The sequence below is a fragment of the Hyphomonas sp. genome, from assembly GCF_022844445.1.
In the GTDB taxonomy this organism is placed as follows: domain Bacteria; phylum Pseudomonadota; class Alphaproteobacteria; order Caulobacterales; family Hyphomonadaceae; genus Hyphomonas.
Genome location: NZ_JALHLS010000021.1, coordinates 1 through 15,075, shown reverse-complemented (window position 1 = coordinate 15,075; position 15,075 = coordinate 1). Strand labels below are relative to the sequence as shown.

The 15,075-nt window shown below is 63.4% G+C and carries 20 protein-coding genes; 4 read left to right on the top strand and 16 right to left on the bottom strand.

Annotated elements, in window-relative coordinates; all coding sequences use genetic code 11:
- Position 1: 1 nt before the first annotated feature.
- On the bottom strand, positions 2-499 hold the full coding sequence (locus Q0C17_RS16760; protein WP_291208817.1) for a hypothetical protein: 498 nt from the start codon (positions 497-499) through the stop codon (positions 2-4).
- The gene (locus tag Q0C17_RS16755) at positions 499-1,449 is read right to left on the bottom strand and encodes a DMT family transporter (RefSeq protein ID WP_291208814.1); all 951 of its coding nucleotides are present in this window, start codon (positions 1,447-1,449) and stop codon (positions 499-501) included. The genes Q0C17_RS16760 and Q0C17_RS16755 overlap by 1 nt, the downstream gene beginning before the upstream one ends.
- Here Q0C17_RS16755 and Q0C17_RS16750 point away from each other — a divergent pair.
- Positions 1,448-1,732: a hypothetical protein gene (locus Q0C17_RS16750; RefSeq protein WP_291208811.1), complete on the top strand. Its 285-nt coding sequence runs from the start codon at positions 1,448-1,450 to the stop codon at positions 1,730-1,732. The two genes, Q0C17_RS16755 and Q0C17_RS16750, sit on opposite strands and share 2 nt — an antisense overlap.
- On the opposite strand, the gene Q0C17_RS16745 is transcribed toward Q0C17_RS16750, so the two are convergent.
- The 9 genes from Q0C17_RS16745 to ykgO all read right to left on the bottom strand — a co-directional run bounded on the left by Q0C17_RS16745 (position 1,723) and on the right by ykgO (position 7,216).
- Entirely contained in the window at positions 1,723-2,607 is an 885-nt protein-coding gene (locus Q0C17_RS16745) for an SDR family NAD(P)-dependent oxidoreductase (protein WP_291208808.1), read from the bottom strand. The genes Q0C17_RS16750 and Q0C17_RS16745 overlap by 10 nt on opposite strands.
- A gap of 61 nt (positions 2,608-2,668) precedes the next feature.
- Positions 2,669-3,079: a hypothetical protein gene (locus tag Q0C17_RS16740; RefSeq protein ID WP_291208806.1), complete on the bottom strand. Its 411-nt coding sequence runs from the start codon at positions 3,077-3,079 to the stop codon at positions 2,669-2,671.
- An 87-nt stretch (positions 3,080-3,166) separates the two neighbouring features.
- Positions 3,167-4,051 (bottom strand): SDR family NAD(P)-dependent oxidoreductase, encoded by an 885-nt coding sequence (locus Q0C17_RS16735; RefSeq protein ID WP_291208803.1) that lies wholly within the window; start codon positions 4,049-4,051, stop codon positions 3,167-3,169.
- A gap of 26 nt (positions 4,052-4,077) precedes the next feature.
- On the bottom strand, positions 4,078-4,572 hold the full coding sequence (locus tag Q0C17_RS16730) for a hypothetical protein (RefSeq protein ID WP_291208800.1): 495 nt from the start codon (positions 4,570-4,572) through the stop codon (positions 4,078-4,080).
- Between the two features lie 38 nt (positions 4,573-4,610).
- Positions 4,611-4,874: a DUF2312 domain-containing protein gene (locus Q0C17_RS16725; protein ID WP_291208798.1), complete on the bottom strand. Its 264-nt coding sequence runs from the start codon at positions 4,872-4,874 to the stop codon at positions 4,611-4,613.
- A 42-nt stretch (positions 4,875-4,916) separates the two neighbouring features.
- Entirely contained in the window at positions 4,917-5,858 is a 942-nt protein-coding gene (locus Q0C17_RS16720) for an alpha/beta hydrolase (RefSeq protein ID WP_291208796.1), read from the bottom strand.
- Positions 5,859-5,863: 5 nt separating this feature from the next.
- Positions 5,864-6,397, bottom strand: coding sequence for a tetratricopeptide repeat protein (locus Q0C17_RS16715; RefSeq protein WP_291208793.1), 534 nt, complete (start codon positions 6,395-6,397; stop codon positions 5,864-5,866).
- 53 nt (positions 6,398-6,450) lie between these two features.
- Positions 6,451-7,059 carry an HAD family phosphatase gene (locus Q0C17_RS16710; RefSeq protein WP_291208791.1) on the bottom strand — a complete coding sequence of 203 codons (609 nt, stop codon included), beginning with the start codon at positions 7,057-7,059 and terminating at the stop codon, positions 6,451-6,453.
- A 31-nt stretch (positions 7,060-7,090) separates the two neighbouring features.
- Positions 7,091-7,216: a type B 50S ribosomal protein L36 gene (ykgO, locus tag Q0C17_RS16705; protein WP_011648318.1), complete on the bottom strand. Its 126-nt coding sequence runs from the start codon at positions 7,214-7,216 to the stop codon at positions 7,091-7,093.
- 111 nt (positions 7,217-7,327) lie between these two features.
- Here ykgO and Q0C17_RS16700 point away from each other — a divergent pair, with 111 nt between their 5' ends.
- The gene (locus Q0C17_RS16700; RefSeq protein WP_291208789.1) at positions 7,328-8,662 is read left to right on the top strand and encodes a lytic murein transglycosylase; all 1,335 of its coding nucleotides are present in this window, start codon (positions 7,328-7,330) and stop codon (positions 8,660-8,662) included.
- Positions 8,663-8,731: 69 nt separating this feature from the next.
- Here Q0C17_RS16700 and Q0C17_RS16695 read toward each other — a convergent pair whose 3' ends face one another.
- Both Q0C17_RS16695 and Q0C17_RS16690 read right to left on the bottom strand, forming a co-directional pair.
- A complete protein-coding gene (locus Q0C17_RS16695; RefSeq protein WP_291208786.1) occupies positions 8,732-9,331 on the bottom strand; it encodes a hypothetical protein in 600 nt (199 codons plus the stop codon).
- Complete coding sequence (locus Q0C17_RS16690) at positions 9,321-9,803, bottom strand: sigma-70 family RNA polymerase sigma factor (RefSeq protein ID WP_291208784.1); 483 nt, start codon at positions 9,801-9,803, stop codon at positions 9,321-9,323. Before Q0C17_RS16690 ends, Q0C17_RS16695 begins: the two co-directional genes overlap by 11 nt.
- A 598-nt stretch (positions 9,804-10,401) precedes the next feature.
- Here Q0C17_RS16690 and Q0C17_RS16685 point away from each other — a divergent pair.
- Positions 10,402-10,968, top strand: coding sequence for a hypothetical protein (locus Q0C17_RS16685; protein ID WP_291208781.1), 567 nt, complete (start codon positions 10,402-10,404; stop codon positions 10,966-10,968).
- Positions 10,969-11,092: 124 nt separating this feature from the next.
- Here Q0C17_RS16685 and Q0C17_RS18225 read toward each other — a convergent pair whose 3' ends face one another.
- The 3 genes from Q0C17_RS18225 to Q0C17_RS16675 all read right to left on the bottom strand — a co-directional run bounded on the left by Q0C17_RS18225 (position 11,093) and on the right by Q0C17_RS16675 (position 14,137).
- Complete coding sequence (locus tag Q0C17_RS18225; RefSeq protein ID WP_366914857.1) at positions 11,093-11,500, bottom strand: GFA family protein; 408 nt, start codon at positions 11,498-11,500, stop codon at positions 11,093-11,095.
- 380 nt (positions 11,501-11,880) lie between these two features.
- Positions 11,881-12,465, bottom strand: coding sequence for a hypothetical protein (locus tag Q0C17_RS16680; protein WP_291208778.1), 585 nt, complete (start codon positions 12,463-12,465; stop codon positions 11,881-11,883).
- A 397-nt stretch (positions 12,466-12,862) separates the two neighbouring features.
- Positions 12,863-14,137, bottom strand: a complete 1,275-nt coding sequence (locus tag Q0C17_RS16675) for an MFS transporter (protein WP_291208775.1) — start codon at positions 14,135-14,137, stop codon at positions 12,863-12,865.
- A 116-nt stretch (positions 14,138-14,253) separates the two neighbouring features.
- Here Q0C17_RS16675 and Q0C17_RS16670 point away from each other — a divergent pair.
- On the top strand, positions 14,254-15,075 hold an 822-nt coding region (locus tag Q0C17_RS16670; RefSeq protein WP_291208772.1), incomplete at its 3' end, for a motility-associated protein.

Sequence of the window (15,075 nt, the reverse complement as noted above, 5' to 3'; positions counted from 1 at the left end):
CTCAATCGCCGGTCGCGGCCGGCGGGAGCGCTTCGCCGAGAAGTTCGACGGTCCTCTCATTGTCTGCGGGCGACAGAATAAGGATCACTTCAAAGTCGCAGCCGGAGGTTTCGAGAACGGCCGGGCTGTAGCCGAACTGTGCGATGGCGGCGTCGCCGTCCTTGAAAACGGCCGTAATCACCGAGTTGGGCTTGCGTGTCTGCGGATCGTGCGTTTCGCCGGCCGGGATGAACCAGCCGTCTGTGCGCGCAAGCAGAAAGGATTGCAGCGCCGAGATCTGTGCAGGGTCACGGAGTGTGACGCGCGGTTCTGGCGACCGGCGTTCGCTGTTGCCATCATAAATCTCGATCGCGCTGATCTGCTGACCGGAGAGCGCCGTGTACTCCAGCGCATCGCATTGGGACGGCGGTCCGGCTTTGATGCACCCGGCCGCAAACAGGCTGATCGTGGCGGCGAGAAAGCCGCGCCAGCGTTTCGCAGGGGTCGCGGATTTCGGCATCAGAATAGCTTCGGCGGGAGGATGGGTTTCTTCTGGTTCGTCACGTGCTCGCGCCAGGTGATGTAGAGCGTGGAGAACACGATGATGCCGGCGCCGGCCCAGACGAAGGGGCCGGGCAAGGCACGGATCATGACCCAGTCGGCGGTCGCGCCCATCGGCAGGCGCAGGTAGTCCATCGGCGAGAGGAACGAGGCATCTCCGATCGACATGCCCTTGATGAAGCAGAACTGGGCGACGACGCCGAAGAACGCCATCGAGAGGATCAGGCCCCATTCCGCGAGGCTGGGCGAGGCCCAGACGGCGAGGGCGGCCGGCAGTATGAAGATGGACGAAAGCAGGTTCGCCCAGATCAGCAGGGCAAGGGGTGAGTGCACGCCGGTCAGCGATTTCACCAGCACGATGGTGAAGGCGAAACAGAGTGAGGACAGGATCGCGAAGAGGCTGCCGACATTGAAGTGCGTGCCGCCGCCGGTGCCGAGCAGGGCGGGCACGGCGGTCATGACAAGGACGCCGCAAAAGCCGACGATCACCGCTGTCGTGCGGTGAATGCCGACCTTCTCGTGCAGAAGGAGGACCGCGAGCAGAGTGACGAACAGGGGCCGCGTGAAGCTGAGGGCGTTGAATTCCGCCAGCGGCAGGCCGAAGACCGGCCAGATGGCGATGAGGCCGAAGACGAAGCCCGCCGAGCCGATCAGGCTGCGCGTGACGAGGGCGCCGAAGCGCGCCGTGTGCAGCTTCACGGCGCCGAACACGATGAAAGGCGAGGCCAGCAGGAAGGCAAAGAAGCTGCGCCAGAAGGCGAGGAAGACCGGGTGGATATCTGCCGTGATTTCCTTGGCGAGGGCGAGGTGGAGCGTGTAGCCTGCGCCGGAAACAATCATCCAGAGCGCACCCTGAAGATTGCCGGACAGGGGACGGCGCTGCGGCGCAGGGGAGGGGCCAGAGCTCATGCCGAGTTTTTCACCCGGGGAGATCGACGAGATCGACCGGCTCTGGCGCAGCCTGCCGGTGAGCCATATGTGGACCGGCTGGGCGGCAGCGGGCGAGCATCCGGAGACCGTCTGGATATTCCGTACACTGACACACTGGCGGCGCTTTCCCCTGACCCGGACTGAAACAGGCTACGCCCTGAGTGACGACCGGGGCAACCTCTTTCAGGAAGCTGCGACACTGGAAGAGCTGCTGAGCGCCGTCGAGACGGTGCCGCAGCAGGCCGCAGCCTCTCAGGACTGAGCGGCCGCGGCCTGGGCGAGGCGCATCTGCTCGGCCTGTTCCGGCGTGATGCCAAGCGAGTCGAGGAGCGGGCTGGCGGCGGTCTCGTCCCAGCTGTGGCGCGGGCCGACGCACATGCCGCCATCGACCAGGAATTCCGCGCCCGTGATGAAACCTGCGGCGTCCGAGGCGAGGAAGGCGGCCATCTCGGCGATGTCGGTGCCGCGCCCGACGCGGCCGATCGGCTGCATCTTGCCCCCGGCCTGGGCCAGCATCTCAGCCATCTGGTCGGCTGCTTCGCGGGGCAGGCCGAGCGAGGCACCAAAGATCGAAGTGGCGATGAAGCCCGGCAGGATGGCGTTGACGCGGATCCTGTATTTGGAGAGCTCGGCAGCGGCGAGTTTCGAGAAGTGTGCGACGCCCTTCTTGGCGACCGAGTAGGTGATCGGCGCATAGCCGGCGGTCACTGCGCTGATCGAGGACGTGTTGATGATCGAGCCGCCCTTCGCTTTCATGTGCGGGATGGCGAACTTGGTACCGGCGAAAACCTGTTTCAGCAGAAGGTTCATGGTCTGGTCGTAACCGTCGAGGTCAAGCTCCTCGACCGAGGTGTTGGTGCCGCCATGGCCGGCATTGTTCCAGACGATATCGAGCGAGCCGAAGGCGGCCGGCGCCGCATCCATGACGGCTTTCAGCTGGTCCATGTCGGTCACGTCGCAGTGGACGAAGCGCAGCTTGTCCTTGCCGAAGCGCGTCTCGAGGGCGCGGCCCTTCTCGTCCTGAATGTCGCCCGCGATAACCTTGGCACCGGCTGCAATGAAGACCTCGACGCCTGCGAGGCCAATACCGCTCGCGGCGCCGGTAATGACGGCTACTTTACCCTTGAGATCTGCCATGTATTCCTCCTGTTTCGCGGCGACATGCGGCGCCTTTCCGCGACGGGCGTCAAGGGCAGAACTAAGCTCGAGATTCCAGCGTGCGCTGTGTGTCGATCCAGGCCGAATCAGCTGACAGGCGTTTCGCAATCTTGTCGGTTGAGGAAATGATCCGCCAAAATGGCGCGACCTCGGAGACTGGAATGCCCGCGGCGATATCCTTAAGAGCACGTTCAGCCACCATGCGAACGAAAATGGCGGTGGAGACAGGACAGGTTGCATCGCACTTGCGCCGGCGGGCGATCTCGCGCCGCATCGCGAGGATGCTTCGCGTCTCGCCTCTCGGAATCCGGCGTATGTAGTCCTCAATGATGTCGGGCGTTGCCACGAACATCAGACTGCCGGCAGGGATGCCGGAGAAATCGAACTCGAGCCGGACGGTCTTGGGCTCTTTCTTTCGGGCGGGCTTCTTCGGCGGATTGGTCTTTGTCATGCCGCAAGTTTGCACCGGACAGACCTGATCAAAAACAGGGCAAAAAATATTCTATTATTTCAGGAAATTAGATCGGAGTGCCCTCTTTCAGGGGCGCCGCTTCAGGCCGAACCGGGAAATGAAAATCCCGTCCAGCACGCGTTTGGGCAGGCGGGTGGGGATCGTGAAGTTCGTCAGCTTCTGCGGCACAGGCGCATAACGCGCCTTCGGCTTGCGGGCGCAGAGCGCGGTCTCGATGACTTCGGCGATCTGTTTCGCGGGAAGGCCGGTGCGTCCGCCGTTCAGCATCGCGTTCTCGAAGAGCTTCAGCGGCGCGGCATAGTCGGTGCCGTCATAAGGGCCTTCTGAATTGTCCTTCTCAGCCTTGTCCCAGATGGGTGTCTTCACGGAGCCGGGGCCGATGGCGATGGCGTCGATGCCGTAGAGGGCGAGTTCGCGGCGCAGCGTGTCGGTCATCGCCTCGTTGGCATGCTTGGTCGCCGTGTAGGCGCCGAGGAAAGGCGAGGCGATGCGCCCGCCCACGGAGGTGATGGTGACAATGCGGCCGGGCGGGCCTTCGCGGGCGGGATCGCTGCCGAGGAGGGGCACGAAGGCCTGCGTCACGCGCAGCATGCCGAAGACGTTGACGGCAAAGTGCGCCTCGAAATCCTTCAGTGGCTGGAGGGCCAATGGTCCCATCTTGGCGATGCCGGCATTGTTGACGAGCCCGGTGAGACGGCGCTTGCCGAGCGCCTTCGAGATCGTGGCGACAGCCGCCTCGACCTGTTCGGGGCGGGTGACATCAAGGATGATCGGGCGCAGGTCCCCGGCGGCGCCGTCCTTCAGCCTGAAGCCGTCGGATTCGGAGCGCACCCCGGCAAACACCGTGAAACCTTCGGCGGAGAGGTGATGGGCAGCGGCATGGCCGATGCCTGTGGACGCCCCGGTAATCAGGACGCAGCGAGGGAAAGCCGGAGCGGAGATCTCTGTCATGATCCCTATACGCTCGGCGCGCGCAATTAGTTTCCCGGTTTTTGGCCACCGCCTTCAATTACAGTGAGACGGGGCTTGGCACGCCGCAGCGGCGTGACGTTTCCGGTGCCGGCGAGGCCGTTCACGGGAACGAGGGCAGGGCGGGTGCGCGCTGGCGGCTCCGGCGCAGGCTCGGGGGCCCTGGCCGCCGCGATATCGGCGTCCCGGTCCGGCCGGTGCCCGCGATGCTTTGCGCCCATGGGTTTGCGGGCTTTCAGGCCCTTTCCCCCCTTTCCGCGCGCCTTCTTGTCGATCTCGCGTAGCTTGGCCTGCTGGAGGCCGGAAAGGGCTTCGCCATCGGCGCCCTTCATGGGGTCGGCAAAGGCCGAGCCGAACTTCTCGATACGTCCTTCAACCTCTTCCAGGAAGGCGGCTTCCCAATCGGACAGGGGCGGGCCAAGGCCCTGCGCGGCAAGTTCCGCCGCCCGACGCAGCTTACGCAGCGCGGCGCGCTTTTTCCGCTCATCAACCTCCCTGGCCATACAGAATACCTAAGGCGATTTGCGTGCCACAGGCAATCTCAGAGCTCGCCAAGCGCGATCAGGTAGGTTTCCAGGATCATCTCCTGCTCATCGCGCTCAGCCTTCTCGATCTTCCGCAGGCGGATCACCTGGCGCAAGGCCTTGGTATCGAAGCCGATGGCTTTCGCCTCGCCGTAGACTTCCTTGATCTGCTCGGCCACTTCCTTCTTTTCCTCTTCAAGGCGCTCGATCTTGGCGACTGTCTGGCGGAGTTTTTCCCGGGTGGTTTCATCGATCTTGGTGATCTCGGCATCGTCGGCCATGGCGTATCCTTTGCGGGGGTGAATCTGGCGAAGGGGAGGCTCTTAGCGGGTCTCGCGCACGAGCGCCAGACGCCGGATCGCGTCAGCCACAGCGTCACCTTCGCCGTGGTGCGGCATGTGACCTTGGTCCGGCAAAATCACGAGTTCCACGGCGGCCTGCTTCCTGAGCCGCCCGATATGCAGTTTCGGAGACACGACCGTGTCCTGGCTGCCGGAGAAGCCGACGATCGGCATGGTCAGCCCGGGGTAGCGTGCGGACTGCACGGCCAGTTCCTCCTTGAGGGCCATCACGTCGCGCGCGTTGGCACGGAAGTTTGACGGGCGGAAGAGCAGTCCGAGGGCGGAGTTCTCATAATAGCCGTCCGGGGCCGGGGCGGGCCTGAACACAGACTCGATGCCGCCTTTCACCTGCGCAGGTCCGGCGAGCGGCAGGAGCTGGCTGAACACAGGGCCGATCACCGGCGGGGCGGCGAGTGAGTTGTACCAGGCGGTGCCGCCATCGCCCCAGTCATGCGTGACCGGCGCGAGCAGCACGAGGCCTGAGACGATGTCCGGCCGGTCGAGCGCGAGGCGCAAGGCCACCGCGCCGCCGAACGAGTGGCCGACGATCACGGCCTTTTCGCCAGGCGCCAGCTGGTCCAGCACGCCGGCCATCTGGCGGGCCTGCGCGCCGAGCGTTTCAGCGTCGTCAAAACGCTGGGAATAGCCATGCCCCGGCCGGTCGGCCATCAGCACGCGCATGTCGCCGGAGAGGCGCGGGGCGAGCGTCCAGTCAAATTCGCGCGCATTGGCGCTGGCGCCGTGGATCATCAGCACGACCGGCCCCGACGCGCCCTGGCGGATAACATGCACGCGGCGACCGCCGACCTCCAGCATCTCGCCTTCGGCGGGATAGGCGCGCTCCACCTTGGAGGTATAGGCCATGCTGGTCAGGCACGCGCCAAGGCCCAGCGCGGAGACCGTCGCCAACATCACGGTGAGCATGCGTTTCAAAGCTCCTGGCCTTCGGCGGCCTTGGCGAGCCGGTCTGCCGCTGAGCGGGCCTGCGGCATCAGGGGATAGATCGCGAGCGCCTCGCGGTAGCTCGTCAGGGCTTCCTTCGCGCCGCCGAGATTTTCCAGCATCACGCCCATGCCAAGCCACGCGCCGAAATGGCGCGGTTCAAGTTTCAGCGCCTCATTGAGATCGCGGAACGCTTCCGGATAGTTTTCCTCGGCAAGGAACAGGCCGGCGCGGCGGTGGTACGCCTCGGCATAGTCCGGCTTCAGCAGGATCACGCGGTCGAGCAGTTCGTGCGCGGTGTCGGTATCCTCAGCCTCGAAGGCTTCCATGGTTCTCTGCATCAGTAGGTCCACCGTGGGCGAGCCAGATTCCAGCCAGGTCGCCCAGATGTCGGCGGCAACGTCGGCGGCTTCAGCCTCCTCGGTAGCGGCCTTCAGCTTGGCGAACATCTCTTCAGTCGGCGCGGCATGGGCCACGGGCGCGAAGACGATGAGAAGGGCCGCGAGCAGAGGTTTGAACATGAAGGGCAATATGGCGCGAGGGCAGGGGCGCGGCAATGACTGCGCTCAGAAGGCTAGAGCAGGCCTTCGAGGATCAGCGCGCGCTCAAGGCCCGCGGCGCCCCGGAAGAGGTGCGTACGGAAGCCGAGCGCATCGGCGGTCGCCACATTGCGCGGCAAGTCGTCAATGAAAAGCACTTCGTCCGGGGAAGCGCCGCCCATGCGCGAGAGGGTGTAGTGAAAGATTTTCGGGTCCGGCTTCACCAGCTTGATCTCCCCCGAGACCACGACCTGCCGGAAGCGGGAGAGCACCGGAAAGGCGGCGCGTACCTCCGGCCAGATTTCGGCGGGCATGTTGGAGAGGGCATAGAGCGGCCGGCCGCTTCCGGCGAGGTTTTCGACAAGGCGCTCGCTGCCGGCTATGCAGCCGTCGAACATTTCCATGAACCGGCCTTGCCAGGCGCGGATCTGGGTTTCGTATTGCGGAAATTTAAGCACCAGTTCGGCGGCATTGTCCGCGAAACTGATCCCGGCATCATGGCGGGTATGCCAGTCCATCGTGCACACAGTCTCGAGAAACCGGTCGCATTCGGCGGAATCAGCGAAGATCTGGCGATAGAGACGGGCCGGCGACCAATCCAGGATCACGCCGCCGAGGTCGAACAGGGCAATCCTGGCTGCCATTCTGGCGCCTCAAAGCCTGTTCATTTGAAGCTCAGCCTTGCTTTGCTTTGAAGCGGGGGTCAGTCTTATTGATGACGTAGACCCGGCCTTTGCGGCGAACAATCTTGCAGTCGCGGTGGCGCGACTTCAGCGATTTGAGGGACGAACGGACTTTCATGGGTCTGGCCTGGTGCGATTAGGAATTGGGAAAGCGGAGCGCGTAATGAATCCGGATAGCCGAGTCAAGGACGAGTGCTGCAGCCCGCAGCTGGAAACAGGGATTGCCGCCATGGTTATTACAGGTTGGGCCCGTTCAAAGTGGATGCTGACGGCGGCCGTGTGCGGCCTTCTGGCCTCCTGCGCCAATGGCCCGCCCAGCACGCCTTCGCCCAAACCTGGTGTGGAACAGCCACCTTTGGCCGAAACCGGGCCGATCCGGTTCACCTCCTCCGGCCATGCCGCAATGGACGCTTGGCGCGATGATTTCGCCGCGCGCGCCATGGCGGCCGGCCATGACCGTGCACTGGTGAAATCTTTGTTAGAGGGCATCCGCCCCCTTCCGCTCTGGCTTGGAAGCGAGGTTCAGGCCGCCACGGCCCCCAGCTCTCAGGCCGAGTTTGCCAAGCCGATCTGGGACTATCTGAAGGTTCCCATGGGCCAGACCCGGATTACCAGCGGCAAGACCAAGCTGACCGCCCTCAGCCCGACGCTCGCTGCCATCGAGGCGAAGTACGGCGTCGACCGGCAGGTTCTCCTAGCTATCTGGGGCATGGAAACCAGCTTCGGCAGCTTCACTGGCAAGGACGACGCCGCCAACGCGCTCGCCAACATGGCGGTTGAGGGCCGCCGCCGGGCCTTTGCCGAGGCGGAGATCTACGCGCTGATGGAGATCGTCGAGAACGGCTACGCACGGCGCGACCAGCTTGGCTCCGGCTGGGCGGGCGCGATGGGCCACACCCAGTTCATGCCCACCACCTACATCGCCCACGCCGTGGACTTTGACGGCGACGGCAAGCGCGATGTCTGGAAAAGCGAGGCCGACGCGCTGGCCTCCGCCGCCAATTATCTCGCCCGTTCGGGCTACGTGAAGGGCCAGCCCTGGGGGCTGGAAGTGCGCCTGCCGGCCGAGTTCGACTACAGCCTCGCCGATGGCAGCGAGCGCCGGATGGAGGCCTGGGTCGCAGCCGGCCTGACGCCGATCACCGGCGGCGCGTTCGAGACTGGCGGCGCCGAGTTCGGCGAACTCTGGTTGCCAGCGGGACATGAAGGGCCGAAATACCTGCTGTTCAAGAACTTCAACGTGTTCAAGACTTATAACCGCGCCGACTCCTATGCCTTTGCGGTCGGCCTTTCGGGCGACGCGATCATGGGCAAGACCGGGCCGCTGACGCCCTGGCCGACGCACCTTGCGCCGCTCTCGGTCGCCGACATCCGCGCGCTGCAACAGGGCCTCAACGATCGCGGCTTCGATGCCGGCGCCGTGGACGGCATCGCTGGCCGGCGCACCAAGCTCGCCATCCAGGCCTTCCAGAAAACCCTCGGCCAGGTCGCTGACGGCTATCCAACCCAACGCGTGCTGGACTCGCTGCAAGCCCTCGGCGCCAGCGGGGCAGGAATGAACTGACGGCGATTTTTTAGTGGCTCGGATTGGCAGCTATATCGCCGCCTACGGACATTCGCAGGCACACGACATTCAGTCCGCCTCGTATTGCGCGATCAGTGCGTCGATGTGACGGCGTTCGGGCGCGAGCCGGGTCACGAGCTTCACAATCATCCAGAGCGCGCTGACCCCCAGCGCGCCGCCCAACACGAACGCCGCTGACTGCATCTCGTGCGGCGCCATCTTGCCAGTAGCGACGAGCTGATTGAGCAACACGTAGAGCAACGGTGCGAAGGCGATCATGGCGCCGCCAATAATGAAGATGCGCAGCCGAGCCGCGGTGTTGTCGGCGCGGAGCGCGCGAAAGGTTTCGAGTAGTGTGCCAGCCGGGGCGCCTTGCGGCGCAGCGCGAGTGGCGATCAGGCCGAGCGCCACGAACGGAATCAATGCGAACGGGATAAGCCCCCACTCGCGCGCCAGGTCGATCGGATCGGCCTGGCCAGTGACGATATCAAGCCCCATCAGCGCCAGCGGAACTGTCAGCATCACCCCCGCGAACACCAAGAGCCGCCGCAAATGCGCGCGGCGCTTGGCCAAAGTCGCTTGCGCTTCAGCGACGACATAAGCGCTGGCCGCAGCACTCGGATTGCTGGCGTTCGAGGCCCAGGCGTCTCGCAAAGCTTCATAATCCATTGTCGTTCTCCATGAGTTGCGTGAGTTTCCTGCGAGCGCGTGTGAGCCGCGCGCCGACATTGGTTTCACTGATGCCGTGAAGGGCGGCGATCTCAGCGTAAGACTGGCCCTCGAGCGAGAGCAGCATCAGCGAGCGGTCGACGCTCTCCAGTGTGTGTATCGCCGCATAGAGCTGTTCGATCAGCGGATCCTCACTCGCCAATTCCTCGACCTGCAGCCGCTCGTACTCGCTCTGGCGATGACGGCGGCGGACTTCGCTTCGGCGCCAGCTCAGCGCACGGTTGTGCGCGACGCGAAAGATGAATGTCTTCTCGGTGCTATCGCCACGAAACGAGGGCGCGGCGCGCCACAGCGCCAACAGCAATTCCTGCAACAGGTCGTGCTGATCCGCGCCAACCGCGAAAGCGCGGGCGATACGGTGCAAAACACCGACGTGCTCCCTTACCAGAGTTTGGAACCGCTCATCGCCCAAAGCTTTTACTCCGTTTATGAACTTAGACGCCGCTGCGGCCCCGATCCTTACATGCGGGTCGAGAGAAAGCCCCGGGGCGCGAGTTTCTGTTCATGACCTGCCGGGACGGCTGGCCTCATCGACGGCTCCGCCCGTCAGGTCGACGCGACGTTTTTCCAGAACGGATCAGTTTGGTAGAGGCCCCCAGATTGTCATGGCCAACCGGACGACTCGCTCAAGTCTGATCATGGGCGACCTATCTGTTGCAACAGCTCGACTTCGTCGAAAACATCCATCGGGGAGCTGCCTGTTTACGTCAGCAATGGGCCGGGGCTGTGTAAAACGCCGAACTGATGCGCGCGGTTGGAAAATTCTGTCTTCGAAAAAGCGGAATGTCTGCGATCAGTTCGAGCTATTCCTCATACCGCGCTGATGGGGAATTTTTATGCGCAGCAAAATCGAACCCGCGCGCGTTTACGCAGCCTCGGCCAGTTCCCGCCGACCGGCACTGCCCGCCAGCGGCAGAGTCGCTCAAGTTCGGCCATCGGACTGCAAGGCGGTTACCGGGCCATTCTTGGGCGTGAGGCGTCATTCGCGCTGGTTATGATAGGGCTGAGCAATGGACTTTCTGATCATACTTCTCGCACTGGTTGGCGGCTTAACTGCTGGGCCGTTTGTTGTCGCTAAAGTTTGGCCGGGCAGAAGTAGCGTCACGGGCGATGCCACTGCTGGCGAAAGCGGTGCGTCACCAGTTCTCTGGGGCGTGCCACTTGGCCTGTCTGTCTTCGTCGCCGTAATATCAGGGCTGATTCTCGCTGGCCCTGAAGTGGCGGGAAATCAGGCCACGAGGTTTGAGATTGCTGCGGCCCTTTTCGGCCTTCTGGGGCTTGTTAGCACCCCTCTCGTGATCTGCGGCCTCCACACTTGGCGATGGGATTCCGATGGCTTGGAATTCGTTGGCGTGTTTCGCCGTCAGTCAGTTCTTTGGAAAGAAATTGCCTCAGTCCGCCGACTGAAGGGGATGGGGTGGACGTTGCGAACAGTCGCCGGGGCGAAACTGAGCATGTCGTCAGGGTATCTTCCCGGCGAGCCATTTATCATCGCGGCATTGTCCGAGAACCGGCCTGAATTTGCTTCGAGCATAACTGCCGCGCTGGAAGAGGAATACAAATCAGCAATCAAGTAGCGTCTGGCTTGGGCCAAGTTGGCTCCGATCGCTGTTGCACGCGACCGGAAGGGTCGATCCGATCACGTCATTCGGCCGCCGCATTGTGACCAGCCCGGACGCCGGCGATCGTTGTCAGAAACACTCATATGCGTCCTCTTTCATAACTCGTGATGCCGCTGGGTATTTCTGCCCAGGCAACGCGCGAGCTTGTCCACGTCTCATGAGCAGGTTGGACAACTGAGGGGTCGTCCATGACGCCAGCCTTAACGTGGATGAACTCCGGCCGATGCTCAGACGACGTATAGATCGGGGAGCCACAAGAGGAACAAAAGTGCCGCGTCAGCGGCATTCCGCTCTCACCCGTCTTTGTAAAGCTCCCAAGGCTGCCGCAATGCACTTCAAACCCGGAAGTCAATAATCGGACTGACAGCGTGTAAGCACCTCCGGTACAGCGACGACAGTCGGCGCAGTGACAGTAACCTGCCGGTCCGATCGCCCCATCATACGTGAACCGGACCCCGCCACACAGACATCCACCCGTCACAGCCATCGTTAGTCCTCTATTGCCGGTTCCTGGATCAATCGCTGAGTCTACCCGACGACGGCTACACGAGCCACTACAGGCGTAAGAACGTAGCACGTTTCGGCGTGTCGCTTTAGATCGAACGCCGCCCGGATTGTCTGAGCGTGACCTGATCTTTGATTCTGGGGCCACAGTCTCGTTGCGTTGCGACCGGCTGTTTAGGGCCAGGTCGGCTTCGATAGTCGGCTCCGGCATCCGGCAGGGTCTCTTCAGTCCAGTCGTTCAGCCGCGCCTGCAGCGCCAGGCGGGAGTTCGCCGAGGATAGACGTCTCGGGCAGCACGACGATCTGCCACTCACTTCTTGCGTAGCGCCAGATTGACGACAAAGGCTGCGATGGAACGCCCGTTCAGTTGCCCGCCGGTTTCTGGCTCCATTGGTGGCGAAGGCTGGCATAACCGGTCGCCAACGCCAGCGCATTTAGCGCGTAGTCCAAGCTCTCATCGGAAAGGTTTGGCGTCTTTGAACGAATGGCCGCTGCCGCGCGGGCCAGAAGCGCCGTATTCTTCCCGGCATCGGCTGCAATCAGCGCAGCCTTGTCCTCATCCGATAGGCCGTCCCATATCTCACCAATCACGGCACTGTCGATTTGCGCGCTGCCAGCCAGCTCAATGTTGTACTCCAGCATCGCAGCATACGAAAACGTGTTGAAAGCGAGAGTCTGAGTTTCAGCATCCCAATTGTGCTGTTTCGCACACTCTGCGATGTTTTCCGCGATGCGGTCACGAAGCGTTTGAGTGTCCTCACCGGCATCAGCACCTTCGGCGAAGTTCATGGTGGCGTCCCATCCCGCCGACTCATAGATGCATGAAAGTTCCTGCGCAAAAGCTTCGGTGGGAACCTCGACACCTTCCGCATTTGTCGTCGTACGCGCCTTCGCCGGCTGCGCATGTGCCAATGATTGGACGGCGCATGCCATCGTCGCAAGCGCCATCAGCCCAATCCGGATTCGTTTTGCAATCGGCAACCCGTCTCTCCATCGACTAAGTGCAGTTGCGCCTGTTCAGTTCAGTTAACCTGCTCCAGGCGCATAAGAAGTGGTCATCGAACCTGGCACAGCGCGCCCTTTTTTCCAAGTCTGATGCGAGAGCCGCCGTGATCCTCCCTGCCGAAGTGACCGGGTCAAAGCGGGGCGGGATCCTGTGTTCGTTTTCCGCCCGAATTCCTTAGAGAGGAGCAATCCGACTTGAAGGAAACCGGCTTGAAGATTGAGTACCCGGGGCCGATGAGCGGGCCGCAATCATTCCAATTTCTCCAAGAGATGACATTCGCGACCACAACAACGACCGGCAGTTTAGGGCCAGAAGCAGACATCCGAGGCGGATAGAGGACTACTCCTCGTCCTCGCGGATCTCCCCCAGCCCGTCCTTCATGCCAAACCGTGCATAGAAGAACATCGCGAGCAGCATCAGCGCGCAGAGCACGAAGGGCAGGTGCGGATTGACATATTCGTACACGAACAATCCGAACAGCGGCGTCACGATATAGCCCATCCCGTTCGCCGAGATGACGAGGCCCGCCACATTGCCCTGCAGCTGCGGCGGCACGGCAAGCGAGGCGCCGCTGGAAAAGCCCGGTCGCGCAAGCCCCTGGCCAAGGCCGATCATGAATTGCGAGAGGATCAGCATCGCGTAATTGTTGGCGAAGATCATCAGGACCGCGCCAAAGAGCAGCGGCACGCAGCCGAACCACATCAGCGTCTTGTTGCGCAGTTGAAGGCGCGGGATCAGCACAAGCTGGGCCAGCAGCACGGCCACCGCGCCCACGGTGAAGGCGGGGCCGGTATAGGCTGCCGCCTCGCGCCCGGTGACCTCCATCTTGTCCATAACGGCGAACACGAAAACCTGTGTCAGCACGCCTGTGACCAGCGACAGGCAGACGGCATAGATCAGGAAAGGCAGCACGCGCTCGGTGCGCCAGAGATGTTTGCCGGCGGCTTCCGCTTCGATGCGCACAGCGTCGGCCACCGGCGCGCGGGTTTCCGGCAGGCGAAACCAGATTAGCGCTGCCATGAGGCCAGCCAGCGCCGCCGTGAACAGGGCAGGGGAGAGGATGCCGGCGACCGCCGCCAGCGCCGCGGCAAAGGCCGGGCCGATCACCGTGCCGACGCTGAAGCCGGAGGATAGGAAGGCAATCTCGCTTTGACGCTCCGCCTTGCTTGTGCGGTCGGCCACATAGGCTTGGGCTGCGGGGTTCGCCGCCGAGCCGAGCAGGCCGAACAGGCTGCGCGCGAGGCACAGGCAGATGAACACCGCGACGACATTGGTCATGATGCCGGCCAGCGCCAGGGTGCCGGTCAGCCAGAGCAGAAACATCGAGAGGGCGTATCCGCCGAGCCCGATGGCCGCAACGCGGCGCCGGCCCCAGATGTTCGAACGCTTGCCCCAGAAGGGCGAGGTGATCGACCAGAGCAGGGCCGACAGCGAGAACACCGCGCCCGCCATCCAGTCGGGCATCGCCATCTCGCGGGTCAACTGCGGCAGCACCGCGGCCAGCAGCATCGTGTTACCCGCGCCGATCGCCATCAACGCAAAGAAGAGTAGGATAAAGGCATTGCGCCTATCCGGTCTTGGTTGATCGGGAAGGCGTTCAGTTTCACCAGCCATCAGGTTTCTTCCCGCCAGCCGCACCAAAAGTCCAGACGGGACGACGGAGCGCGGTGAAACGCCGCCTTAAGATGCGGCTGTCAGGATACACATCGCGATACTGGGAGAAATGTTTCGTGCTGCAGATTGCCGGCCTTGTCATCGTGTTGCTGCTGGTCGGCGGCGGTCTGGTCGTCACTGGCGGCCCGGCGACCATGGAAGCTCTGCCTTTCGAACTGGCGCTGATCGGCGGCGCAGCGTTCGGCACGGTGCTGATCGGCAACTCGCCGGATGTGGCGCGCGAGGCGTTTTCCGGCTTCGGCCGTGCCTTCCGGGGTGCGCGCTGGACGAAGGCTGACTATGGCGACCTCTTCACGCTGCTCGGCGCGCTGATGCGCAATGCCAAGCGCGGCGGCTTCGTCGCCATCGAGGCTGACATCGAGAAGCCGGAAGAGTCCGCCATCTTCCAGGCTGCCCCGCGCATCCTCGAGGACACCGCCGCCCGCACGCTGATCTGTGACGCCTTCCGCCTGATGGCGCTCGATCTCTCAGATCCAGCCCGTGCCGACCAGCGCATGGAGCAGGCCATCAACGCGCAGCTCGACCGGCGCCTCAAGGCCGTCGGCGCGCTGAATACGCTGGCCGACGCGCTCCCCGCGCTCGGCATCGTCGCTGCGGTGCTCGGCATCATCCGCACCATGGGTGCCATCGACCAGGAACCTGCCATCCTCGGTGCGATGATCGGCGCCGCGCTGCTCGGCACCTTCCTCGGCGTCTTTCTCGCCTACGGTCTCGTGGGGCCCATCGCGGCGCGCTATGCGCAGATCGTGGAGGAGGAGGCCGGCTTCCTCGACACTGTCCGCGGCGTTATCCGCAGCTTCGGCGAAGGCCTGGCGCCGGCGCTGGCGGTGGAGCTCGCCCGCACCGCCGTGCCGCCGCGCCTGCAGCCGGAGCCGGCC